Below are 22,839 nucleotides of genomic sequence, written 5' to 3'. Positions count from 1 at the left end.
GCAGTACGGGGGAAGCACATGCGTCACTTTGGGCACATATCGCCCACCGTCCGTAAGGACCTCTTCCACCAGGAGCCGGCCGAGTTCACCGCCGCCTCCCCCTCCCGCATCCTCGCCGCCGCCCTCGGAGCCACCCTCTACAGCCCCGCGACCCGCCCCCACCTCGCCGGGGACGTCCACAAGCAGGCCCGCCGCGGAGTCGTCTCCATGGTTCTGTGCCTGGAGGATTCCATCAGCGACGCCGAGGTCGCGGACGCCGAGGACAACCTGGTCCGGCAGTTCGCAGCCCTCGATGCCGACGGCGGCGAGCTCCCCCTCCTCTTCATCCGGGTCCGCACGCCCGAGCAGATACCCGACCTCGTCCACCGCCTCGGCGGCTCCGCCCGCCGACTGGCCGGATTCGTACTCCCCAAGTTCACCGAGAGCCGCGGAACCGCCTTCCTCGACGCCGTGGCCCAGGCGGAAGCGGAAAGCGGACAGCACCCGCTGTACGCGATGCCCGTGTTGGAGACCCCCGACCTCCTCCACCTCGAAACGCGCATCGAAGCCCTCGCCGGCATCTCCCGGACCGTCAACCGCTACCGCGACCGCGTCCTGGCCCTGCGCCTCGGCGTCACCGACTTCTGCTCCGTCTACGGACTGCGCCGCACCCCGGACATGACCGCCTACGACGTCCAGATCGTCGCCGGAGTCATCGCCGACGTGGTGAACGTCCTCAGCCGCGCCGACGGCACCGGCTTCACCGTGACCGGACCCGTCTGGGAGTACTTCCGCAGCCAGCAGCGCCTCTTCAAGCCCCAGCTGCGCCGCAGCCCCTTCTTGGAGGAAGGTGCCGAGGAACTGCGCACCACCCTCATCGAGCACGACCTCGACGGGCTCCTGCGCGAGATCGAACTCGACCGGGCCAACGGACTCCTCGGCAAGACCTGCATCCACCCCGCCCACGTCACCCCCGTCCACGCCCTCTCGGTGGTCTCCCACGAGGAGTTCAGCGACGCCCAGGACATCCTGCGCCCCGAGCGCGGCGGCGGCGGAGTCATGCGCTCCGCCTACACGAACAAAATGAACGAGGTCAAGCCCCACCGCGCCTGGGCCGAGCGCACCATGCTCCGCGCCGAGGTCTTCGGCGTGGCGAAGGAAGAGGTCGGCTTCGTCGACCTCCTCACGGCCGGGCTCCAAGTGTGAGTCCGCACGTGAACACGGAGAAGGGCAAGAAGATCGACGCGGTGTGGTCGGGAACCTGGGTCGCGGACCGGCTGGGCGTACGCCTGCAGGAGGCCGGCGATCCGGGATCGCCACGGCTGGACGAACTGCTCGGGCTGGCCCTGCGCCGCAACCCGAAGCGGGCCCACCTGCTGGTCTCACAGGTGCTGGGCAAGCACGTCCCCCAGTCCCCGACGGCCGTCTACGCCGCCGGACACGGCCTCGGCGAGCGCGTCCGCGCCCTGCTGGGCGACGACGCCGCCTCCGCGGTCGTCCTCGGCTACGCCGAGACCGCGACCGGACTCGGCCACTGCGTCGCCGACGGCCTCGGCGCGGCCCCCTACCTGCACTCCACCCGCCGCCCCGTCCCGGGCGTCGAACCCGCCGGCGGGTTCGAGGAGGCCCACTCGCACGCCACCTCGCACCTTCTGCTGCCCGAAGACCCGAAGCTGCTGGCCGGCAGCGGGCCGCTGGTCCTCGTCGACGACGAGTTCTCCACCGGCAACACCGTCCTGAACACCATCCGCGACCTGCACGCCCGCCACCCCCGCGCGCACTACGTGGTCGTCGCCCTCGTCGACATGCGTTCCCCGGCCGACCGCGACCGGCTCACCGCCTTCGCCGCCGACCTCGGCGCGCGCGTCGACCTGATCGCCCTGGCCTCCGGGACGGTGCACCTCCCCGAAGGAGTCCTGACCAAGGGCCGGGCGCTGGTCGAGGAGTACGGGGCCGCCGCCGAGGTCCCCGCCGCGAACAGCGGCGACGGGGCCCGCCCCGCAGCCCAGGACGGCACGGAGCCGGACCACGAGCGGGTCCGGCTCGACTGGCCCGGCGGCCTCCCGGACGGCGGCCGCCACGGCTTCACCCCCGCCCACCGGGAAACCCTGGACGCGCTGCTCCCCGCAGTGGCCCGCCGGCTCACCGACGCGCTCGGCGAGCAGCCGGGACGGGTCCTCGTACTCGGCAACGAAGAGCTGATGTACGCCCCGCTGCGCCTCGCGAAGGCCCTGGAGGAGTCGGGCGCCGCCCGCGAGGTCCGCTTCTCCACCACCACCCGCTCGCCCGTCCTCGCCGTCGATGACCCCGGCTACGCCATCCGCACCCGACTCGTCTTCCCCGCCCACGACGGCCCCGCCGACGGGCCCGGCGACCGCTACGCCTACAACGTCGCCGGAGCCGGCTTCGACGTCGTCGTCGCCGTCGTCGACTCGACCGGCGACACCCCCGAACTGCGCACCGGACTGCTCGCGGCCCTCGCCCCGCACACCGGCCGCGTCCTGCTGGTCCCCGTACCGTCGTACGTACCGGCCCCCGTACCGACCTCCGTACCCGAGCGGCGGGAGCCGATCATGCCCGAAGCGGTCCTCCCCGACCTTGCCCTCACCGCCCCGGTCCTCACCGCCCCGGTCCTCACCGCCCCGGTCCTTCCCGAGCCCCTGCGCGGGCCCGCGTTCTCCTCGTACGCCGCCGAAGACGTCGGCTGGCTGCTCCAGGACCTCTCCGACGTGGCGCTCGAAGCCCCGACCGAGGAGCGGGAGGAGGCCATCCAGGCGGGCGGCGCGCACTACGCGGAGTCGCTGCCCGTCGAATACCAGCCGTCCCCCCAGTACCAGGAGCTGTACCGGAGCGCGCTGACCGCATCCGCCGCGCGAATGGCGCGCGCCGTCGGCACGGTCACCGAGACCGTCCTCGCCGAGCGGTCCCCCTCCCCGGTCCTCGTCTCGCTGGCCCGCGCCGGCACCCCCGTCGGCGTGCTGATGCGCCGCTGGGCCCGGGCCCGCCACGGCCTGGACCTGCCGCACTACGCCGTCTCCATCGTGCGCGGCCGCGGCATCGACCCCAACGCACTGCGCTGGCTGGCCGCCCACCACGACCCCGCCGACGTCGTCTTCGTGGACGGCTGGACCGGCAAGGGCGCCATCACCCGCGAACTGTCGGCCGCCCTCGCAGCCCAACAGGAAGCAGGGGGACCCGGATTCGATCCGGAGATCGTGGTCCTCGCCGACCCCGGCTCCTGCGTGTCCACGTACGGCACCCGCGAGGACTTCCTGATCCCCTCCGCCTGCCTCAACTCCACCGTTTCCGGACTGATCTCGCGTACGGTGCTCAGGTCCGACCTGGTCGGGCCCGCCGACTTCCACGGCGCGAAGTTCTACCGCGAGCTCGCCGGAGCCGATGTCTCCACCGACTTCATCGACACCGTCGCCGCCCGCTTCGACGAGGTGGCCGACGCCGTCGACGCCGAGGTCAAGGAGCTCCTCGCCGCCGACCGCACCCCGACCTGGGAGGGTTGGGCGGCGGTGGAGCGGATCAGCGAGGAGTACGGCATCCACGACGTGAACCTGGTCAAGCCCGGCGTCGGCGAGACCACGCGGGTGCTGCTGCGCCGCGTGCCGTGGAAGATCCTGGCGCAGCGCGGCGCCGGAGCCGACCTGGACCACGTACGGCTGCTCGCCGAGCAGCGCGGCGTACCGGTGGAAGAGGTCGACGGGCTGCCCTACACGTGCGTAGGACTCATCCACCCCCGCTTCACGCGCGGCGCGACCGGCGCCGACGGAAAGGCTGTGGCCTCCAAGTGACTGTCCTGGTAGCCAGTGATCTCGACCGCACGCTCATCTACTCGACGGCCGCGCTCGGCCTCACCATGCCCGACCCGGTGGCCCCGCGGCTGCTGTGCGTCGAGGTGCACGAGAGCAAGCCGCTGTCGTACATGACGGAGACGGCGGCGAAGCTGCTGGCCGAACTGACCGCCGATCCCGCGGTGGTCTTCGTCCCGACCACGACCCGCACGCGCAAGCAGTACCAGCGCATCCGCTTCCCCGGCCGCCCGGCGAAGTACGCGATCTGCGCCAACGGCGGACAGCTGCTGGTGGACGGCGTCCCCGACCGCGACTGGCGGCGCCGGGTGACGGCGCGGCTGGCCGCCGAGTGCGCCCCGCTGGAGGAGGTCCACGGGCACCTGCTGGCCACCGCGGACCCGGAGTGGCTGCGCAAGGCGCGCGTCGCGGAGGACCTGTTCGCCTACCTCGTCGTCGAGCGCGCCCTGGTACCCCAGGAGTGGATCAAGGCGCTGACGGAATGGGCCGAAGCCCGCGGCTGGACGGTCTCCCTCCAGGGCCGCAAGATCTACGCCGTGCCCCGCCCGCTGACCAAGAGCGCGGCCATGCGCGAGGTTGCCCGCCGTACGGGTGCGACCACCACCCTCGCCGCGGGCGACTCCCTGCTCGACGCCGACCTGCTGCTGGCGGCGGACGCGGCCTGGCGGCCCGGCCACGGCGAACTGGCCGACGCGGGCTGGACCGCGCCGACGGTCACGCCCCTGGCCACGGCGGGCGTCCTGGCCGGCGAGGAGATCGTGCGCGCCTTCGGCCGCACGGCCGCCCGCGAGGTCGCCCAGGAGTCCGCACGCGAGGCCGCCCGCGAGTCCGTCGAGGCTGCGCAATCCGCCGAGACCGCCCGCACGGCAGGCGAAATCGGCACACTGGGATCATGACCAAGGGCAACAGCACCAAGATCACCGACGAGCTGTACCGCTACGTGCTCGACCACAACCCGCCGCTGGACCCGATCCAGCAAGGGCTGGTGGCGACCACGTACGAGAGGTTCCCGGACGTCGCCGGCATGCAGTCGGCGGAGGAGCAGGGACCACTGCTGGCTTTCCTGGTCCGGCTGACCGGCGCGCGCCACATCGTCGAGATCGGCACGTTCACCGGCTTCTCGACCCTGTCGATGGCACAGGCACTGCCCGCGGACGGCACGCTCATCGCCTGCGACGTCTCGCAGGAGTGGACCTCGTACGGCCGCGAAGCCTGGCAGAAGGCCGGCGTCGCCGACCGGATCGACCTGCGGATCGCCCCGGCACTGGACACGCTGCGCGCCATGCCGCAAGAACCGCACATCGACATGGCCTACGTGGACGCCGACAAGGAAAGCCAGATCGCGTACTGGGAAGAGCTCGTTCCACGGCTGCGCCCGGGCGGGCTGATCGTCACGGACAACACCCTGTACCACGGCACGGTCCTCGACGAGTCCGCCACGGGCTCGGCGGCCGGAGTGCGCGCCTACAACGAACACGTCGCGGCGGACTCCCGCATGGAATCGGTCCTGCTGGCGATCTCGGACGGCATCACCCTGTCGCGCAAGCGCCAGGGTGATGCGGACCCGGCTTAGCAGCAGCCCCCGCCGCCGCAGCAGCCCCCGCCGGACGGGGCGGGGGCGCTGCTGGTCCCGCCCACGGCAACGGCGGACAGCAGCTTCACGGTGTCGGCGTGCCCGGCCGGGCAGTCGGCGGGAGCGGACGACTCGGCCATGGGTCGGCTGACCTCAAAGGTGTCGTCGCAGGTCCGGCAGCGGAATTCGTAACGAGGCATGGCCCAAGGCTACCGAGCCGTCCGCCGTCCGCCACAGCCCCCGGAGGGCGGAGGGTCCCTAGTGGGCGTGGACGGCCCCGGCCCGGGCGGCCCGCGCCCGGTCCTCCCGCGCGGCCTGCTCGGGGTGACGGGCCCGCCAGTACGGATTGTCGTGCGGCAGGGCGCTGCCCACCCGCCCGTACATCCCGAACCACATCAGCATCACGCCGACGACGAAGCTGAACAGCACGTTCTGGATTTCGAAGGCCAGGAAGTTCAGGCCGGTGTCCAGCAGCGCCAGATTCACGAACCCGCTGGCGATGAACGCCAGCCCCAGCACGATGTTCAGGGTGGAAGCGAAGTTCCCGCCGATCACCATCCCGACGAACAGCAGCAGCCCGATACAGATCGACAGGACGCTCAGCGCACCGTTCGTGTTCAGGGCGAGCACCGTCGCACCGCCGGTGTCGAAGAAGCCGATCCGGTCGATCAGCCCGAGGATCCCGAAGGCGACCAGCAGCAGCCCCACCACACCCGCACCCACCCGGTACACGTGGCTGAGCTTGTGATCGGTGGGCAGGTGCTCGTCGAGCCGGGCATTGACGGGATGCGCGACGCGCCGCACCAGATAGGGGACGTGCGGCTGGGGGATCTCGATCGGCCCGTGCGACACGTACGGCGCGTATTGCTCGTGGGGCTCGTGGCACCCGTACGCCGCATGCGGGGCGTTCGCCGTTCCGGACGAGGTCGCGGGGGGCACATCGGGCGCACGAGAGGTGGGGGAAGTACGGGCAGCCATCATGCCCTCCTAAGCTCCGGTACCGGCCACTTCCAGCATCCGCCGAAGCCCACCCCACGACAAGCGCGGCCGCCCCCCAGCCTGCTTGCTTCGCCCCCCGGCCGGCCCCCCGCCGCGCTCCGCCCGCCGCGCTCCGCCCGCCGCGCTCCGCCCGCTGCGCTCCGCCCGCTGCGCTCCGCCCGCTGCGCTCCGCCCGCTGCGCTCCGCCCGCTGCGCTCCGCCCGCTGCGCTCCGCCCGCTGCGCTCCGCCCGCTGCGCTCCGCCCGCTGCGCTCCGCCCGCTGCGCTCCGCCCGCTGCGCTCCGCCCGCCGCGCTCCGCCCGCCGCGCTCCGCCCGCCGCGCTCCGCCCGCCGCGCCCGCGACGGGCGCCGGTGACCCCGCGGGCGGCCCTCCGCGGACCGGACCTACGCGCGCCGCCCCCGGATATCGGCAACGACCCGCGCCACATCGGCCCGCACCTGCTCCATCTCCTGAAGGAAATGCCAGTAGTCCGGATGCCGCTCCTCCAGCCCGGCGAGCGCCCGCTCCATCCGCGCCACCGCCCCGTCCAGCGGCCCCGCGTGCCGCGGATCGGGCACACTGCGCCCCTCCATCGCCAGCCGTTGCGCATCCCGGATCGCGAACCGGGTCCGCTGCACCTCCGCCTGCGGATCCCGCGCGACCGCCTCCAGCCGCGACAGCCGGTCCTGCGCCGCCGACACCGCCTCATCGGTGGCATCCAGCGCACCCCGCACCGACTCGACCAGCGCCCCGACATCGGCCCAGCGCTGCTCCTCCCGCGCCCGCGCGGCCTCCGCCAGCTGCTCCTCGGCCCGCGCCACGTCCCGTACGGCCTGATCGGGAACCTGCTGCAGGTCCTGCCAGCACGCGGCACTGAACCGCCGGCGCAGCTCACTGAGGACCGGATCCACCCGGTCCGCCCGGTTGCGCAGCGCCTGAGCCCGGGTCCGCAGACTCACCAGACGCCGGTCGATCTCCGCGGCCCGCTCCGGGAGCCGCGCCACCTCGGCCCGTATCGCCTCCGCGTCCCGCAGGATCCGGTCCGCGCGCTGGACGGTCTCCTGCACCCCGTGCTGCGCGGCGCCCTGGTTCAGCAGGGTCAGCTCCGGCCCCAGCGCGGCCAGCCGCGCCGCGAACTCGTCGGCCCGCATCCCCTTGCCCCGCACGTCGTCCAGCGCCGTACTCGCGGCGAGCAGCGCGGCCCTGGCCCGCTCCCGGGCCGGCGCCACCCGGGCCAACTGCGTCTCGGCCTTGTCCAGCAGCGGCTGCAGTCCTTGCGCGAACCGGTCCAGCTCACCCTTGACCCGCACGAGCTCGTCCCGCGCCCGCGTCAGCTGCTCCTGCGCCCGCGCGGCGACGGACCCCTCCAGATCCACCCGGTCGAGGTCATGCGCATCGACGGCATCGATGTACACGTGGCTGACCTGGTCGATCCGCTGCCCCAGTGCGGCGAACCCCTCCCCGGCCTGCCGCGCCGCGGGAGACCCGTCGGCGGCCGCGATGGTCTCCATGGAGATCCGCAGATCCCGCTGGGCGGTATCCAACTCGTAGAACGCGGCCGCGGCGGCATCCTTCGCCGCCTGCGCATCCGCCCGCCGACTCTCGTCCCGCCCACCGAACCACCGCCGGGATGCCGTCGTCACAATCCCTCTCCCGTACCGCCTCCGCCATGCCCCGGTCCATTCTCTCCCACGGGAACGGGTTTGCGTGGGGGGTGCGCCCGCCATGTAGGCTGTCCACTCATCCACGGGTGTGTAGCTCAGGGGTAGAGCGCTGCTCTTACAAAGCAGATGTCGGCGGTTCGAAACCGTCCACGCCCACCAGCACGAAGGCCCCCAACCGGTCACGGTTGGGGGCCTTTGACGGTTACGGGCGACGGCAGTCGCCCACTCGGCCGGCTGCCGGCGGTGCAGCGGCCGGTCCTTGTGCCCCATCGCCATGCGCTGGGTGTCCTGGGTGTCCTGGGTGTCCTGGGCGACGTGGGCGTACACGACGTGTAGGCGCGATCGCCGGGAACGGCTGGCACGCATCGCCGGCTTCCCCCCTGCGCCGTCGGGGTTTGAGGGGTGCCGGGCGGGGGATGGGGCGGGAATGGGGGAGTGGCTTGCAGCGGGCGGGGTGGCGGTCGTGCTGGCCGGCGCGGTCCTGGTCGGGTGGGGGAGGGAGATACGCGGCTTCGAGCAGCGCCGGGATGCCGAGCGGGAGCGGCTGCTCGCGCAGGTGGCAGAGGCCGCGCCGGCCGCGGGGGACCCGAAGTACGCCGATGTCGGGCGGACACCGGCCGGGCGGGAGGGGCACGGGGACGCCGAGTTCACGTCCGTGCTCGTGGAGTACTACGCGTACGGGCTGACACAAGCACGCAGCAGCTTCGTCACCAGTCAGCTGTTCGCCGGGGCGGGCGCGGCCATCCTGCTGCTCGGGGTGGCGCTCGCGGTGTGGAAGGCCGAGAGCACCGGGGACCTGTACCTCGGGGTGGTCACCAGCTCGGTGGGGCTCGTCGTCACCCTCATCGGGCAGCTGTTCCACCGCCGGGCCGACGTCGCACTGCGGCACATGGCCGCGCAGACGGCCTCCCTGCGCGAGGACCGGCGGGCGGCCACCGCCATGCAGCGGGCCGTCGAGCTGCTCGACGAGGTGGCGGACCCCGAGCTACGGGCACGGCTCCAAGCAGGTTTGATCATGAAACTGTCCGGGGCCGAGCTACCCCGGTAGCGCCATAGTGGGGGTATGTGCCGATCCATTAAGACGCTGCGCCCGCCCGCCATCCCCGCGAAGGCTACCGAGGAGGAGATGCGCGCCGCTGCCCTGCAATACGTACGGAAGGTCTCCGGGTTCCGGGCGCCCGCCGCGCACAACCAAGAGGTCTTCGACGCCGCCGTGGACGCGATCGCCGAAGCCACGCGTGACCTGCTGGACGGACTACAGGTCAGAGGCGCGGTCGCCACCGCATAGGCAGCGCTCAGGTCATACGGGAACGGCGGCGCAGCACCCAGATGCCGGTGCCGAGCCCGCCCGCGGCCAGAGCGCCGCCCAAGGCGATCTGGCCGGGGCTCATCACGCCGACGCTGCCGCCCAGCCCGCCGCGCGCCGCACCAGGAGTGACCTGCAGGGATACGGTGACCCGCTGTCCGCCGGAGCCCCCGCACTCGAAGGTGACGGAGTACGCCCCCGCGGTGGCGTTGCCGTTGACGGTGGCGCTGCCGAAGAGGTTGCTGGCTTCGAGGTTGCCGGGGGTCAGCCGTACCTCGCCAAAGGCGGACGACGAGGCCACGCCGGTCTTCGTCCCACAGCCGGCGATGTTCAAGCTGACACGGCCGCCGGGGGCCACGGCCGTGGGGGAAACGCCGGCAGAGGGGGAAGCGGCGTGGGCGAGCGTGATGGGCGAGGCCGCGGCGAGGACGAGGGACGCGGCCGCGACCCTTGCCAGGAGACGGCGGTTCGACGGCTGGGCGAGCGGCTTGGCGGGCATGGAGAAAACTCCTCGGGCTCCTCGAAACGATGCGGCCAGGGCACGGATGTGACGCGGATTCGGTTTTGCGCGCCGTGCTGTGGACGCTAGGAGCCCGAGCCCCGGGCGGCGAACGGTGCCGGGTGAACGGGTGAGCCGCTGCTCCGCCCGGGGGAACCGGACAGGTGGCTGGGCCGGGGACGCGCGGCTACGCCGCCGAAGCCGCCGTCGGGGCCGGCCGGCGGATGACGAAGGCCGCCAAGGCCCCCGCCGCGAACAGCGCGACCACCGACACTGCTGTGCCCAGCCACGTCGCGCCGAGCCACTGCGTACCGAAATACCCCAGAGCCACGCTGTACCCGGCCCAAGCCATGCCCGCCAGCACCGACCACGGCAGGAACTCCATCACCTTGCGGTGCGTCTTACCCGCGCCCAGCGACACCACCGAACGGCCGGCCGGGGCGAAGCGGGCGATCACCACCAGAGCACCGCCGCCACGCGCCAAAGCCGTCCCCAGACGTTCATGGGCGCGAGTCAGCCGACGGGACCGGGCGATCGCACGGTCCAGCCGGGCCCCGCCACGCCGAGCCAGCCGGAACGCGGCCATGTCACCCAGCACCGACGACGTCGTGGCGATCACCAGCAGCGCCAGAATGTCCGGCACCTGAGCAGGCACCCCCACCGGACCCGCCGCACCAGCAGCCGCCGCAGCCGCCGCAGCAGTGATCACCAGAACCCCGCTCGGCAGCACCGGCAAGAAGACGTCGAGCACGACGGACAGCGCCACCACGGCATAGATCCATGGGCTCGCGGTCAGCGACCCCAGAGTCTCAAACACAGCGGGACTCCCCAGTCCGATGGACGTGCTTCGGCATGAAGCGCCGCGACGTCGCGGGGGAGCGGCAGGGGCGGCTTGACAGCCATACAGCGTACGCCTGGCGTTGGCACACCGTATGCCCGGGGCGGCCCGGGCCCACAGTGTGTCAGCCCGGGCCGCCCGTGCGCTCCGCCAATTCCGCAGCCCTCAATCCGCAGCCGTCAGCTCCCGGTCCAACACCGTCACCAACCGGGCAGCCGCACCCCCCTTCCGCCCCCGGCGCGCCTGGTCCAGCCGAAGCCGGGCCGACCGCCCCGCCAGCGCCAACGTCATCAGCTGGTTCCCGAACCACGGCCCACCCGTACGCCGCCAGCTCAACGGCGGCCGACCCGTCCGCCCGTGCCGCGAGAACCCGCGCCCCAGCCACCGCCCCGCCCGCGACCAACCCAGCCGGAAACCCCACTTCACCACCATGTGGATCGAGTTGTGCACCGGCGAGCACGTCAACTGGAACACCCGCGCCGTACTGGGTATTCGAGGCTCGGCCACATACGCGTGATGCACGTCCCCCGACAGCACGCACACCGTCGCTGGCGCCCGCGGCCCCGTCCCCACCTCCTCGATCAGATCACTCAACGCCGCGAACGAGGCCGGAAACGCAGCCCAGTGCTCCAGATCGCTGCGCCGCCGCAGGTCCTCCCCGATCTGCGCCCACCACGGCCCCCGCTCCCCACGGCACAGTGCGGCATCCCACACCTCCGCGTCATGGATCAACGGCGGCATCAGCCACGGCAACGACGACCCGATCAAGAGATGGTCATAACCACCGTGCCCCGCGAGGGCGTTGTCGCGCAGCCACTCCTGCTCCGCCGGATCGAGCATCGCCCGCCCGCCCTCGGCCAGCACCCGCGCCGCCCGCGTATCCACCATCAGCAGCCGCGACCGCCCGAAGTCACGCCGGTAGCTCCAGCGCACCGACCCCGGATCGGCATCCGCCGCGGCGGCGAACGCCCGCAGCGCATCCGTACCGTCCGGACCCTCACGCACCGCCGCGTACACCGCATCGGCCGCGAGCTCGGCCGGTGACAGATTCCCCAGGTGCTGGTACACCCAGTACGACATCAGCCCGCTGAGCACCCGCTCCTGCCACCATGGCGTCGCCCGCATCTCCGCCAGCCACGCCGCGCTGGTGTTCCAGTCGTCCACGACATCGTGGTCATCGAACATCTGCAGACTGGGGACCGTGGACAACAGCCAGCGGATCTCCGGGTCGAGCCAGGACTCGTCATAGAGGCGGGTGTACTCCTCGTAGTCCGCGACCTGCGCGCCAGGAGCATCCCGCAGATCCCGCCGGGCCGCCAGCCACTGTCTGGTCTCCTGCGACAGTTGGTCCGCGTACACCTGGTCACCCAGCAGCAGGAGCACATCCGGCCGCACCTCATCCGGATCGGAGGCCAGCCGCGACGCCAGCGTGTCGAGCGCATCCGGACCGTGCGGCCCGTGCCGGCCAGCCGGCGGCGCAGCCTGCCGACACGACCCGAACGTCACCCGCAGCCCCGGGGCGGCCCGCCCGGCCGCCGCGACGGCAGGCGTGCTGATCGTGCTCGCCGGGAACGCCGAGCCCGCCAGGGGCCAGACGCGCACGCCGTCGAGCAACACCTCGTACGCCGTGGTGCGCCCCGAGGTCAGGCCGGTCACCGGTACCAGCGCGTAGTGGTGCCCAGCCACCTGGAAGGTGCGCACGCTGCCGCCGGCTCCGTCGGCGCACCGTACTTCAGCTGTACACGGCCGGTCGGCCTCGACCCATATCGTGGCCGAACCGCCCGTGTCCCAGTCGACGTAGCGAAGCAGTGGCCCCAGACGCAATCCGGCCATGCAACTCCCCCTCCTCCATAGCCCCTTCGATCACGGTACGACGGGGAGGGGGAGCGTGGCCTCCCCCTGGCGGGGGAAAGGCCGGGTGAACCGTCGGCGGGCCCGTCAGCAGCCGTTGAGGATGTTGACCAGGGCCGTCTTCTCGCCGGAGTCCATGCTCAGACCCCAGTACTGCTTCACGTCCACCCACATCCGGGCGTACGTGCAGCGGTAGGCGGTCCGCGACGGGAGCCACTTGCCCGGGTCCTGGTCGCCCTTGGCCTGGTTGACGTTGTCGGTGACCGCGATGAGCTGCGGACGGGTGAGGTCGTTGGCGAACTGCTGGCGCTTGGCGGTGGTCCAGGACGCGGCCCCGGAGCGCCATGCCTCGGCGAGCGGTACGACGTGGTCGATGTCGAGGTCGGCCGCGTTGGTCCAGGTGGCGCCGTCGTACTCGGAGTACCAGCTGCCGCTCACGGAGGCGCAGGAGGAGTCGGTGACGACGCCGACGCCGTCGCGCTTCAGGACGGTCTCGCGCGTGTTGCAGCTGCCGGAGACGGTGATCCAGTGGGGGAAGAGGCTGCGGCTGTAGCCGCTGAGGGAGCCCTCGGTCTTCGGGGTGACCGTGGCGAGGTAGGAGCGGGCGGCCGCGGCGCTGATGGGGGCGGGCGGGGAGGCCTGGGCGAGGGGCGCGTTCACGAGGGAGGTGAGGGCGGCGAGCGTGCCTGCTGACGCGATCACGCCAATTCGACGCGCGTAGACAGCGGGTATGAGGGTCTTGAGGGCCATGAGGGGGCTCCCTGGATGCGGGGGGATGTGGCCGGTCGGCCCCGGAGGGGCGCGGCCATGGTGGCGGCGCCAGATTGCGTGGCGGCGGGCGCAAGGTTACAGGCTTGCGACATGAGCACGTCAGACGTAGGTAGCCAACTTCCCTGAATTAAACGGAAGTTGTGCATCCGTATGAGCCGGGGTGCGGCGACGCCCGACCGAAGTGGCGGCGAGACCCGGCCGGAGCGGGCGGGCCGGGACCAGACGGGGCCGACGCGCCGGACCACGCAGGGACCAAAGGCCTATTCCAGGCCGCCGTGGCCGTCCCGTACCCTGAGGAGTGCAGAAGGGGAGTAGCTCTTCGCCGGACCGTCGACATACTGCTGGGTCACCCCAGCCGGCGCCCGGAGGCAAGCCGCACACAGCGGCCGGCCAGCGAGACCTTCGGCCGCAGTGTCCTGCTCCAATCCAGGGCGCCGCCGAGCCGAAGCGACCCCTGAAACACCCCAGGTCTCTCGGTACCGATGGCGTCCTGCCCGACCGATTGAGGTTCCACCCCCGTGTTCAGCACCACCTTCAGCATCACCGTCACGGCGATCGCCTTCGGAGTCGTCTTCCTCGCCGAACTCCCCGACAAGACCGCCCTCGCCGGCCTGATGCTCGGCACCCGCTACCGCGCCTCGTACGTCTTCGCCGGCGTTGCCGCCGCCTTCGCCGTACACGTCGCACTCGCCATCGCCGCGGGCAGCGTGCTCACCCTCCTCCCGCACCGGCTCGTCCAGGCCGTCGTCGGAGTCCTCTTCCTCGCGGGCGCGGCCATGCTGCTCCTGAAGAAGAGTGACGAGGACGACGAGGTCAAGGCACCCGCCGACCAGTCCTTCTGGAAGGTCTCCGGGGCCGGATTCATGCTGATCCTGGTTGCCGAATTCGGCGACCTGACCCAGATCATGACCGCGAACCTCGCCGCACGCTACGACAACCCCTTCTCCGTAGGCATCGGCGCCGTCCTCGCCCTTTGGGCGGTCGCGGGCATCGGAATCCTCGGCGGCAAGACCCTCATGAAGTACGTACCGCTGCGCCTGATCACGAAGGTCGCGGCGGGCGTGATGGCGGCACTTGCCGCGTTCTCGCTGTACGAGGCGATCGCGGGCTGACGGCGCCGGGATATTTCGTTGCCGGGCCGCGTACGTACGTACGGGTCGCGCTCGCGGGCGTGCACGCCACCGATGACTCTGCTGACCTTGCTGACTCTGCGCCCGCGCCCGAGGCGGAACGGCGCTTCCGCCGGTCCAACATGTTCGTCCACCCCGACCAGGACACCCGCACCGACGGCGGCTTCAAGGGCGAACGCGCCGTCCTCGCCGGCTACCTGCGCGATCAGCGGCTGACGCTGGAACTGAAATGCGCCGGGCTCGACGCCGAGGTGATGGCGCGCCGCTCGGTGGAGCCGTCGAACCCGTCACTACTGGGGCTCGTACGGAACCTGGCAGGGGTGGAGCAGTACTGGTTCCGCCAGGTGATGGCCGGCGAGGACGTACGACTTCGGGGGCTTCCCGACGGTCTTTGGCATTCCGGGACGGGACGGGCAGTCAAGGGTGGAGCGCAGCGACATCGCGAAGCGACGCGAACGAAGAGAGCGCCCTTGACGGGCCGGCACGGCACGGAAGGACAGTGGACTGACGGGACGCCCCCGCACACTCTCCCGACACCGCTCGACTCAGACCCCGCCCCGGTATCCCGGCTGATGTCATCGACACCGCTCGACTCAGACCCTGCCCCGGTATCCCGGCTGACCCCGCCGACACCGCTCGGCTCAGCCCCCCGGAGGTCCCGGCCTGCTTCCTGGGCGGAGCGTTGGAACGTGCCGCCCCCGGCGTTCCGGCTGTGGTTTCCGGGCCGGGTCGGTGGGCGTTGACGCGGTGTCCTCCGGGTGCTTCCCTCCCGGGCCGGCGGGCGCCGGCGCCGGCCCCGCCCCGGTCAGGCGTCCGGTGTCAGGGTGAGGTGGATCGAGCCGCCCGGGGTGGTGGTGACCCGGATCGAGGTCAGGTCGGGGGTGTGGGCCGTCGGGGCGTGGGCTGCGGCCCTGGGGCCGATGCCGATCACGCGCATGCCCGCGGCCCGGCCCGCGGCGATGCCCGCCGCCGAGTCCTCGAAGACGATGCAGTCGGCGGGGTCCACGCCGAGTTCGGCGGCGCCCTTGAGGAAGCCCTCCGGGTCGGGCTTGCTGGCCCGTACGGACTCGGCCGTGACCCGTACCTCGGGCATGGGCAGGCCGGCGGCCGTCATCCGGGCCGTGGCCAGGGTGGCGTCGGCGGAGGTGACCAGGGCGTGCGGCAGGTCCGCGATCGCCGCCATGAAAACTGCGGCCCCGCGGACCGGGACCACGCCGTCGGTGTCGGCGGTCTCGCGGGCGAGCATCACGGAGTTCTCGGCGTAATTGAGCTCCATCGGGCGCTCCGGCAGCAGGATGGCCATCGTGGCGTAGCCCTGTCGGCCGTGGACCACCTTCAGGGCTTCCTGCGGATCCAGCCCGTGGGACACGGCCCAGTCGCGCCAGCAGCGCTCGACCACCGCGTCGGAGTTGACGATGGTGCCGTCCATGTCCAGGAGCAGGGCCTTGGCGGTCAGGACGACGGGCGCGGTGGTGGTGCTGGCCGGCATGGGAGGTGCTCCAGACGCGGGAAAAGAGAACAAGCGGTTCCGCCCACCGGTCAGGGAATGCGGGCGGAACCACTTTGTTCCTCCACGATACAAAACCGGGGGCGGTTCGCGCTACCCGGGGGTGGTCAGCCCGTGCCCTCCAGGGCCCGCCGGGTCAGCGGACCGTAGACGCCCCAGTCCTCGTCGATGTTGTTGCGCCACTGGAACTCCGAGACCGCGTTCTCCGTACGGTCGTCGAACTTGCCGCTGACCCGGCCCCTGTACAGGCCCTGACCCGTCAGGAGCCGCTGCATCTTTTCCACCTCCGGGCCCGAATCCCCGTACCTCAACGTCGGAGCCTGCGGCGGCGCCGGGGCGCTCGGCGTGCGGCTCGCGCTAGCCGACGGGGTGGGGGACGGGGGCGTCGAGCTGCGGGAGGCGCTGGGGGAGGCGGAACGGGACGCCGACTTCGAGGGGCTCGGTGACGGCGAACCCGAAGCGGAGGCCGAGCGGGACGGGCTGACCGTGGAGGACGGCTGCGTCGGACCGGCCGGAGCCACGTCCACGGCGGGCGCGGACGGCTTCGCGTCCAACAGCACGGTGTCGCTGCCACCGGAATGCGGGAGCAGCCCCAGCGCCAGGGCCGCGGTGCCGACCGCGACCACCGTGCCGGCACCGGCCAGGACCGTCGGGAGCCGGCGTCGACGGGAGCCGCCGGACCGCTTCGTGGGGCCCCCTCCCCCTCCCCTCCCCCCGCCCCCGTTTTCGTGTCTGCCGTCGGCTGCCGGGGTGGCTGCCCGGAGCTGGACCGTCTCGGCCGGCCAGAGTGCCTGCGGCGGGGCGTCCGGCCAGGCCGCGGGTATGCCGTACGCAGGGGTGTCGTCCCCCGACGGCGTCGCGCCGGGGTGGGTGTACCCCTGCGCCGGTCCGGACACCACGCCGTGCACCGGCTGCGGCGACAGCGGCGGCCCGTCGGAGTGGCGCGGGTCGGGCAGCGTCACGTACGGACGGATGCGCAGTGGCTCGAAACCGCCCCCCGGCACACACCCGCAGTCGACGCCCACGGCGCCGCATTCTGGACAGCGCTCAGCGCTCACTGGAATCCCTCCCTGGCCATTGCCAGCGATTATGCAGACCCGCAGGGGTCCGCCCAACCCGCCCGAGAGGCCATAACCGGCCACACCGCTCAGGATGGACATGTTGATCCGGCCCGAGGAGGAGCGGATGGCTCAGGAAGTGACCGCGGACGCGGCGAACCCCGTCCCCGATCCGCACCAGTCCGGCCCCACCGCAGAACACGCCACCCGTGAGGTCCTCGTCTCCATCGGCGCCCTGCTGCTCGGCTTGCTGATCGCCGCCCTCGACCAGACGATCGTCTCCACCGCACTACCGACGATCGTCAGCGAGCTCGGCGGGATGGCGCACCTGTCCTGGGTCGTCACCGCCTACATGCTGGCCTCCACCGCCGCCACACCCCTGTGGGGCAAGCTCGGCGACCAATACGGACGCAAGAAGCTGTTCCAGGGCGCCATCGTGCTCTTCCTCATCGGATCGGCCCTGTGCGGGCTCGCCCAGGACATGCCACAGCTCATCGGCTTCCGCGCCTTGCAGGGCCTCGGTGGCGGCGGACTGATCGTGTTGTCGATGGCGATCGTCGGCGACATCGTCCCGCCCCGCGAGCGCGGCAAATACCAAGGCCTCTTCGGTGCCGTCTTCGGCGCGACCAGCGTCCTCGGACCGCTGCTGGGCGGCCTGTTCGTCGACAACCTGTCCTGGCGCTGGGTCTTCTACATCAACCTCCCCATCGGGCTCGTCGCGCTCGTCGTCATCGCCGCGGTCCTGCACATCCCCGTGCGCCGCTCGAAGCACACCATCGACTACCTCGGCACGTTCCTCATCGCCTGCGTCGCCACCTGCCTCGTACTCGTCGCCTCCCTCGGCGGCACCTGGGGCTGGGGCTCGGCCCGCATCATCGGCCTGGCTGTCCTCGGCGCCGCACTGCTGGCCGTCTTCCTCCTCGTGGAGCGGCGGGCCGTCGAACCCGTCCTGCCACTGGGGCTGTTCCGGATCCGCACCTTCACCCTCTGCTCGGTGATCAGCTTCGTCATCGGGTTCGCGATGTTCGGTGCGATGGTCTACCTGCCGACCTTCCTCCAAGTGGTCCAGGGCGTCTCGCCCACCATGTCCGGCGTCCACATGCTGCCGATGGTGCTCGGCATGCTGATCGCCTCCACCGTCTCCGGGCAGATCGTCAGCCGCACCGGACGGTGGAAGGTCTTCCCGATCGCGGGGACCGCCGTGACGGCCGTCGGGCTGCTCCTGCTGCACCAGTTGGAGCGCACCAGCGGTACCTGGGAGATGAGCATCTACTTCTTCGTCTTCGGTACCGGACTGGGTCTGGTCATGCAGGTGCTCGTGCTGGTCGTGCAGAACGCCGTCAGCTACGCCGACCTCGGCGTGGCCACCTCCGGCGCTACCTTCTTCCGCTCCATCGGCGCCTCCTTCGGCGTCGCGATCTTCGGGACGGTCTTCACCAACCGCCTCGACAGCAAGCTCGCCACCGCCTTCGCCGGGCTGCCGCTGCCGCCCGGTTCGGCAGCGCTGGTGGAGGCCGACCCGCGGGCCATCGGACGGCTGCCCGCCGAGGTGCGGCCCCGCGTGCTCGACGCGTACGCCGCCTCCATCACCGACGTGTTCCTCTACGCCGTGCCCGTCGTCCTCGTCGCCTTCGTCATCGCCTGGTTCCTCAAGGAGGACGTCCTGCGCGGATCGGTCACCGCCCCCGACGTCACCGAGACCCTCGCCTCCAACCCCGTCCACCGGTCCTCCCGCGACGAGGTCGCCCGCGCGCTGACGGTCCTCGGGACCCGTGAGGGCCGCCGACACGTCTACGAGAAGATCACCGAGAGGGCCGGCCTCGACCTGCTGCCCGCGGCGAGCTGGCTGCTGCTGCGGATCAAGAAGTACGGCTCGGCCGAGCCGGCGATGCTCGCGGAACGGACCACCGTGCCGGTGAAGGTGATCACGGACGCCGCCCGCCAGCTCGAAGAACGCGGCCTCGCCGTACGGGACGGACTGCCGCTGGTCATGACCCCGAGCGGCCGGGAGGCCGCCGGGAAGCTGGCGGAGGCCCGCGAGGACTCGCTCGCCGAACTGCTCGGCGACTGGTGGGGCCCGGACCGGCCGACCGACCTGGTCAAGCTGGTCAAGGAGATCAACGCGGAACTCTGCGGATCCGACGCCGAAGAGCCTTACGACGCCGAGGCGCGCCGCGACCACGCCGCGCCCTGACCCCGGGTGCCGGGCGCGCCCGGCCGATGTCAGGCCAGGGGCTTCTCGAACCAGTGCTCCGCGTACGGGCCCGTTTTGTACGCCGGTATTTCCGCGTACCCGTGCCGCGCGTACAAGGCCCGGGCCTCCACCAGGTCCGACCGGGTGTCGAGTCGGACCCGCTCGGCGCCCAGCGCGCGGGCCTCGTCTTCCAGGGCCGTGAGCAGCGCCGCCCCGCCGCCGGTGCCGCGGGCGCGCGGGTCCACGTACACCCTGGTGAGTTCGGCGGTGACCGGGTCGAGCAGCCGTATGCCGCCGCAGGCCAGTGGCGTTCCGTCGAGCCGGCCGACCACGAACCGGCCAGTCGGCGGGACGAGTTCGTCGGCCGGGTCGTCCCGCAGGCCCTTGTCGATCTCGGCTTCGGTGGCGGGCCGTTTCCAGTACCGGCTGGCGACTTCGGTGTAGTAAGCGCGGCGCAGCGCAGTGGCGTCGGCGGTGGCGAAGTGTTCGGCGACGACGGTCCAGTCGACCGCTGCGGGTGCGGGTGCGGGTGCGGCTGCCGTACCGGTTGTGGTGGTGGCGGTGGTGGGGCTGCTGCTCGTGCTGTTGATGTTCATGGCGTCATTGTGGAGTCCGGGCGGATTTCGCCGCGTGGAATATCCACAGGTACGGGCCGATGATAGGAAAAGACGCATTTCACTCAGATGGAGGGCGTGAAACGCCATGTCCGAGCACCCTGACGCTGCCCTGATCCGCCGTGGCTACGAGGCCTTCGGCAAGGGCGACATGGAGACGCTGGGCTCGCTGATGACGGCGGACGTCATCCACCACGTGCCCGGCAGCAATCCCCTCTCCGGGCACCACAAGGGCCGCGAAGCCGTCCTCGACCTGTACCGGCGGTTCGGCGAGGAGACGAACGGCACCTTCCAGGTCGATCTGCACGCGGTGCTCGTCGACGGCCGCGGCCACGTCATGTCCTTCCACACCGCGCGCGGTGACCGCGGCGACCACGGGATCGAGATCCAGGAAGGCTTGTTCTTCACGATCGTCGGCGGGAAGATCACCGACATCGACGAGTGCACGCAGGACATCGACGAGGAGGACGCCTTCTGGGGCTGAGCCCCGACCGGTCAGAACCTCCTCGCCGCCCAGCCCGCCCCCGCTCGCTCAGCCCTGCGGCTTCGGCGCCGCCTGCTGCACGACCTCGAACGACCACACCGCCGACCCGGAGGCCGCCGGCTTGGGCCGCTCGCCCCCACCCGCGCCGCCGCCCTGGTGCGCGGCCTTCATGGGCCCTTCCATCCACGCCTGGAAGTCCTCTTCCGACCGCCACCGCGTGTACACGAGGTACTGGTCCGTCCCCTCCACGGGACGCAGCAGCTCGAACCACTCGAACCCGTCCGAACCCTCCACGGCGCCCGCCCGCGAGGCGAACCGCTGCTCCAGGACTTCCCGCTGCTCGGCGGGCACGGTCAGCGCATTGATCTTCACGATGCTCATGCCCGCCATCCTAGGGATGCCGTGGGGGATATCGTCGTCCCGGGTAATGACGTGGTGCATGAAACGCGGCAGCCAGGCGAAGTCAAGGTTGCGGTCAACAGGGCGGGAGGCCGGCGAGGCGTGGCTAACGCGGCGGAGCACAGTGGTGCGAACGGACATGCCGGGGTCATAGGCGGTAGCGGCAGACTGGGGGCGGCACGCTTCCTGCTGTGGGCCCTGGCCGGTGTCCTCGCCGTCAGACAGGCCGCCGCCGCGCTGCGCATGCCACCGGGCGAGTGGCTCACCGACTTCCGTATCCCCAACAGCTTCCCCGGGTCGCTGTACGACAGCGGCCAGTTCACCGGGACGCCCTTCGCCGGGCTGGTCCTCAGGCCGTTCCTCGGGCTCGCGGCGCCGCCGCTGGAGGTGGCCTGGACCTGCGTGACGCTGCTGTTGGTCGCAGCCGTCGGGCTGGTCGCCGCGCGCGGCCTGCCCGACCCCGTGCCGCGGCGCACCGCGCTGCTCGCCGCGCCCGTACTCGTCGGCCTGATGATGGTGTCGCTGCCCGTCCGCGCCGCCGCCTCGCCGGGCCAGACCGCCGTCCTGCCCGTGCTGCTGGTGCTGCTGGCCGTGTTCCGGGTGCCCGGCGAGCGTCCGGCCGGCTTCCTCGTCGGCCTCGCCGCCGCGCTCCAGCCGGCCCTGCTGCTCTTCGCGCCGCTGCTGTGGCTCACCGGCCGCCGCCCCACCGCCGGGGCCGCGGCCGTGACGTTCGCCGGAGCCACCGCGCTGTCCTGGGCGGTCCTGCCGCGCGACTCCTGGACGTACTGGGTCCACCACCTGGCCGGCACCGGCCTCGGCGGCGCCCCCGACGGCCTCGCCAACCAGTCCGTGCACGGCGCGCTGCTGCGGCTCGGGGTGAACGGGCCCGCCGAGGTCCTGCTGTACGCGGCCCTCGCCGCCGCGATCACGTGGGTGGGCCTGCGCCGTGCGGCCCGCTACGCCCGGGACGGCCAGCTGCTGCTCGCCGTCGCCGTCACCGGCTGCGTCGCCGTCGCCGTGGCACCGACCGGCTGGCGCCACCAGCTGCTGTGGGTGCTGCTCGCGGTGGCCGGGAAGGTCGGCGAGCGCGCGGCGGACCGGCCCGTGTGGCCGGTGGCCGTCGTACTGGCCATGACGCTGCCCAGCGACGTACTGCTGCCCAACCTGGCCGCGCTGGCCCCCGTACGCGACAACGTGCTGCTGCTCGCCGCGCTGGCGGCGGCCTGCGCGGTGCCGTTCCTGCCGAGCTCCTCGCCGTACTGGCGCGAGCCCGTCCCGACGGAGTACGGCCGGCCTGCCGCCGCCCGGTGGTCGCGGGTGCCGCTGATGCCGTTCTGGCGGCGCGTGCTGTCGCGCCCCAACCTGCTGCTGGAGCTGCTGCTGATACGGGTCGGGTACTCGCTGTACTCGCACATCCGGGCCGCCGCGCCCAGCAGTCGCAGCCTCGCCGAGGGCCACGGGAGCCAGATCTACGCCGCCGAGCGGGCGCTGGGCATCGACATCGAGCACGCCGTCAACCACGCCGTGGTGAACACGGCTTGGCTGGAGAAGTTCTTCAACTTCTACTACACGTCGTTCCACTTCGTGGTGCCGCTGGCGATCCTGGCGGTCCTGTACTGGCGCCGGCCCGGCGACTACCGCTGGGCCCGCGCCGCGCTGGGCCTGGCCACCGTCCTCGCGCTCATCGGTTTCTGGCTGTACCCGCTGGCACCGCCGCGACTGATGCCGGCGCTCGGCTTCATCGACACCGTGCACGGGCCGCAGGACCTGGCCAACCCCCAGTACGGGGCGATGACCGCGATCTCCAACCAGTACGCGGCGATGCCCTCGCTGCACTTCGGCTGGTCGCTGTGGTGCGGGATCGTGATCGTCACGCTGGCGCCGAAGGCCTGGCAGAAGGTCCTCGGGGCGCTGCACCCGCTGATCACGGTGTGCGCGATCGTCGCCACCGCCAACCACTGGGTGCTCGACGCGGTCGGCGGCGCGGTCGTCGTCAGCGCCGGGTTCGGGCTCGTCCACGTACTGTCGGGGCCGCGCGGAGCCGTGCTGCCGGACGCGGTGGGCGTGCCGCACCCGCGCGAGTCGGAGCGGCTGGGCGCCGCCACGCGCAGCCGGGCCTGAGCAGCCGGGCCTGAGCAGCCGGGCCTGAGCAGCCGGGCCTGAGCCGCCGGGC

The 22,839-nt window shown here is 72.1% G+C and carries 22 protein-coding genes and 1 tRNA gene; 12 read left to right on the top strand and 11 right to left on the bottom strand.

Features of this window, described 5'->3' with window-relative positions:
- The first annotated feature begins 18 nt into the window (after positions 1-18).
- From OG974_RS15295 to OG974_RS15280, 4 genes are read left to right on the top strand one after another with little or no spacing between them, the layout of a single operon-like run.
- The gene (locus OG974_RS15295) at positions 19-1,185 is read left to right on the top strand and encodes an HpcH/HpaI aldolase/citrate lyase family protein (protein ID WP_327283254.1); all 1,167 of its coding nucleotides are present in this window, start codon (positions 19-21) and stop codon (positions 1,183-1,185) included.
- An 8-nt stretch (positions 1,186-1,193) separates the two neighbouring features.
- A complete protein-coding gene (locus OG974_RS15290) occupies positions 1,194-3,782 on the top strand; it encodes a phosphoribosyltransferase (protein WP_371643439.1) in 2,589 nt (862 codons plus the stop codon).
- The gene (locus OG974_RS15285) at positions 3,779-4,696 is read left to right on the top strand and encodes an HAD family hydrolase (RefSeq protein WP_327283253.1); all 918 of its coding nucleotides are present in this window, start codon (positions 3,779-3,781) and stop codon (positions 4,694-4,696) included. The genes OG974_RS15290 and OG974_RS15285 overlap by 4 nt, the downstream gene beginning before the upstream one ends.
- Positions 4,693-5,373: a class I SAM-dependent methyltransferase gene (locus OG974_RS15280; RefSeq protein WP_327283252.1), complete on the top strand. Its 681-nt coding sequence runs from the start codon at positions 4,693-4,695 to the stop codon at positions 5,371-5,373. The genes OG974_RS15285 and OG974_RS15280 overlap by 4 nt, the downstream gene beginning before the upstream one ends.
- On the opposite strand, the gene OG974_RS15275 is transcribed toward OG974_RS15280, so the two are convergent.
- The 3 genes from OG974_RS15275 to OG974_RS15265 form a co-directional block, all read right to left on the bottom strand.
- Positions 5,370-5,573 carry a zinc ribbon domain-containing protein gene (locus tag OG974_RS15275; protein ID WP_266629577.1) on the bottom strand — a complete coding sequence of 68 codons (204 nt, stop codon included), beginning with the start codon at positions 5,571-5,573 and terminating at the stop codon, positions 5,370-5,372. The two genes, OG974_RS15280 and OG974_RS15275, sit on opposite strands and share 4 nt — an antisense overlap.
- Positions 5,574-5,631: 58 nt before the next feature.
- Positions 5,632-6,180: a DUF4383 domain-containing protein gene (locus OG974_RS15270; RefSeq protein ID WP_371646830.1), complete on the bottom strand. Its 549-nt coding sequence runs from the start codon at positions 6,178-6,180 to the stop codon at positions 5,632-5,634.
- Positions 6,181-6,755: 575 nt separating this feature from the next.
- Positions 6,756-7,994 carry a hypothetical protein gene (locus OG974_RS15265; protein WP_327283250.1) on the bottom strand — a complete coding sequence of 413 codons (1,239 nt, stop codon included), beginning with the start codon at positions 7,992-7,994 and terminating at the stop codon, positions 6,756-6,758.
- A gap of 105 nt (positions 7,995-8,099) precedes the next feature.
- On the opposite strand from OG974_RS15265, the gene OG974_RS15260 reads away from it, so the two are divergent.
- The 3 genes from OG974_RS15260 to OG974_RS15250 all read left to right on the top strand — a co-directional run bounded on the left by OG974_RS15260 (position 8,100) and on the right by OG974_RS15250 (position 9,303).
- Positions 8,100-8,174: transfer RNA gene (locus tag OG974_RS15260), tRNA-Val, on the top strand.
- 268 nt (positions 8,175-8,442) lie between these two features.
- On the top strand, positions 8,443-9,063 hold the full coding sequence (locus OG974_RS15255; protein ID WP_327283245.1) for a hypothetical protein: 621 nt from the start codon (positions 8,443-8,445) through the stop codon (positions 9,061-9,063).
- A 15-nt stretch (positions 9,064-9,078) separates the two neighbouring features.
- A complete protein-coding gene (locus OG974_RS15250) occupies positions 9,079-9,303 on the top strand; it encodes a DUF2277 domain-containing protein (RefSeq protein ID WP_327283244.1) in 225 nt (74 codons plus the stop codon).
- A 7-nt stretch (positions 9,304-9,310) separates the two neighbouring features.
- On the opposite strand, the gene OG974_RS15245 is transcribed toward OG974_RS15250, so the two are convergent.
- The 4 genes from OG974_RS15245 to OG974_RS15230 form a co-directional block, all read right to left on the bottom strand.
- Positions 9,311-9,820 (bottom strand): hypothetical protein, encoded by a 510-nt coding sequence (locus tag OG974_RS15245; protein WP_327283243.1) that lies wholly within the window; start codon positions 9,818-9,820, stop codon positions 9,311-9,313.
- Between the two features lie 187 nt (positions 9,821-10,007).
- Positions 10,008-10,637 carry a VTT domain-containing protein gene (locus OG974_RS15240; protein ID WP_327283242.1) on the bottom strand — a complete coding sequence of 210 codons (630 nt, stop codon included), beginning with the start codon at positions 10,635-10,637 and terminating at the stop codon, positions 10,008-10,010.
- A 186-nt stretch (positions 10,638-10,823) separates the two neighbouring features.
- The gene (locus OG974_RS15235; RefSeq protein WP_327283241.1) at positions 10,824-12,491 is read right to left on the bottom strand and encodes an alkaline phosphatase D family protein; all 1,668 of its coding nucleotides are present in this window, start codon (positions 12,489-12,491) and stop codon (positions 10,824-10,826) included.
- 105 nt (positions 12,492-12,596) lie between these two features.
- A complete protein-coding gene (locus tag OG974_RS15230) occupies positions 12,597-13,241 on the bottom strand; it encodes an HNH endonuclease family protein (RefSeq protein WP_327285636.1) in 645 nt (214 codons plus the stop codon).
- A gap of 557 nt (positions 13,242-13,798) precedes the next feature.
- On the opposite strand from OG974_RS15230, the gene OG974_RS15225 reads away from it, so the two are divergent.
- Entirely contained in the window at positions 13,799-14,392 is a 594-nt protein-coding gene (locus tag OG974_RS15225; RefSeq protein WP_327283240.1) for a TMEM165/GDT1 family protein, read from the top strand.
- Positions 14,393-14,532: 140 nt separating this feature from the next.
- Entirely contained in the window at positions 14,533-15,153 is a 621-nt protein-coding gene (locus tag OG974_RS15220) for a DUF664 domain-containing protein (protein ID WP_371646828.1), read from the top strand.
- 62 nt (positions 15,154-15,215) lie between these two features.
- Here the strand turns inward: OG974_RS15220 and OG974_RS15215 are convergent, their stop codons facing one another.
- Positions 15,216-15,899, bottom strand: coding sequence for an HAD-IA family hydrolase (locus tag OG974_RS15215; protein ID WP_371643435.1), 684 nt, complete (start codon positions 15,897-15,899; stop codon positions 15,216-15,218).
- Between the two features lie 125 nt (positions 15,900-16,024).
- Positions 16,025-16,879, bottom strand: coding sequence for a peptidoglycan-binding domain-containing protein (locus tag OG974_RS15210; protein WP_328762624.1), 855 nt, complete (start codon positions 16,877-16,879; stop codon positions 16,025-16,027).
- 223 nt (positions 16,880-17,102) lie between these two features.
- Here OG974_RS15210 and OG974_RS15205 point away from each other — a divergent pair, with 223 nt between their 5' ends.
- Positions 17,103-19,169 (top strand): DHA2 family efflux MFS transporter permease subunit, encoded by a 2,067-nt coding sequence (locus OG974_RS15205; RefSeq protein WP_371646826.1) that lies wholly within the window; start codon positions 17,103-17,105, stop codon positions 19,167-19,169.
- Between the two features lie 29 nt (positions 19,170-19,198).
- On the opposite strand, the gene OG974_RS15200 is transcribed toward OG974_RS15205, so the two are convergent.
- Entirely contained in the window at positions 19,199-19,765 is a 567-nt protein-coding gene (locus OG974_RS15200; RefSeq protein ID WP_328762622.1) for a GNAT family N-acetyltransferase, read from the bottom strand.
- A 106-nt stretch (positions 19,766-19,871) separates the two neighbouring features.
- Between OG974_RS15200 and OG974_RS15195 the strand changes: the two genes are divergently transcribed.
- Positions 19,872-20,267, top strand: coding sequence for a nuclear transport factor 2 family protein (locus OG974_RS15195; RefSeq protein WP_327283234.1), 396 nt, complete (start codon positions 19,872-19,874; stop codon positions 20,265-20,267).
- Between the two features lie 48 nt (positions 20,268-20,315).
- Here the strand turns inward: OG974_RS15195 and OG974_RS15190 are convergent, their stop codons facing one another.
- Positions 20,316-20,648, bottom strand: a complete 333-nt coding sequence (locus tag OG974_RS15190) for an antibiotic biosynthesis monooxygenase (protein ID WP_327283233.1) — start codon at positions 20,646-20,648, stop codon at positions 20,316-20,318.
- A gap of 120 nt (positions 20,649-20,768) precedes the next feature.
- On the opposite strand from OG974_RS15190, the gene OG974_RS15185 reads away from it, so the two are divergent.
- Positions 20,769-22,787, top strand: a complete 2,019-nt coding sequence (locus OG974_RS15185; RefSeq protein ID WP_327283232.1) for a bifunctional glycosyltransferase 87/phosphatase PAP2 family protein — start codon at positions 20,769-20,771, stop codon at positions 22,785-22,787.
- The last annotated feature ends 52 nt before the right edge of the window (positions 22,788-22,839 follow it).

Source organism: Streptomyces sp. NBC_00597 (genome assembly GCF_041431095.1).
Taxonomy (GTDB): domain Bacteria; phylum Actinomycetota; class Actinomycetes; order Streptomycetales; family Streptomycetaceae; genus Streptomyces.
This window is presented reverse-complemented; position numbering and strand designations above follow the sequence as displayed.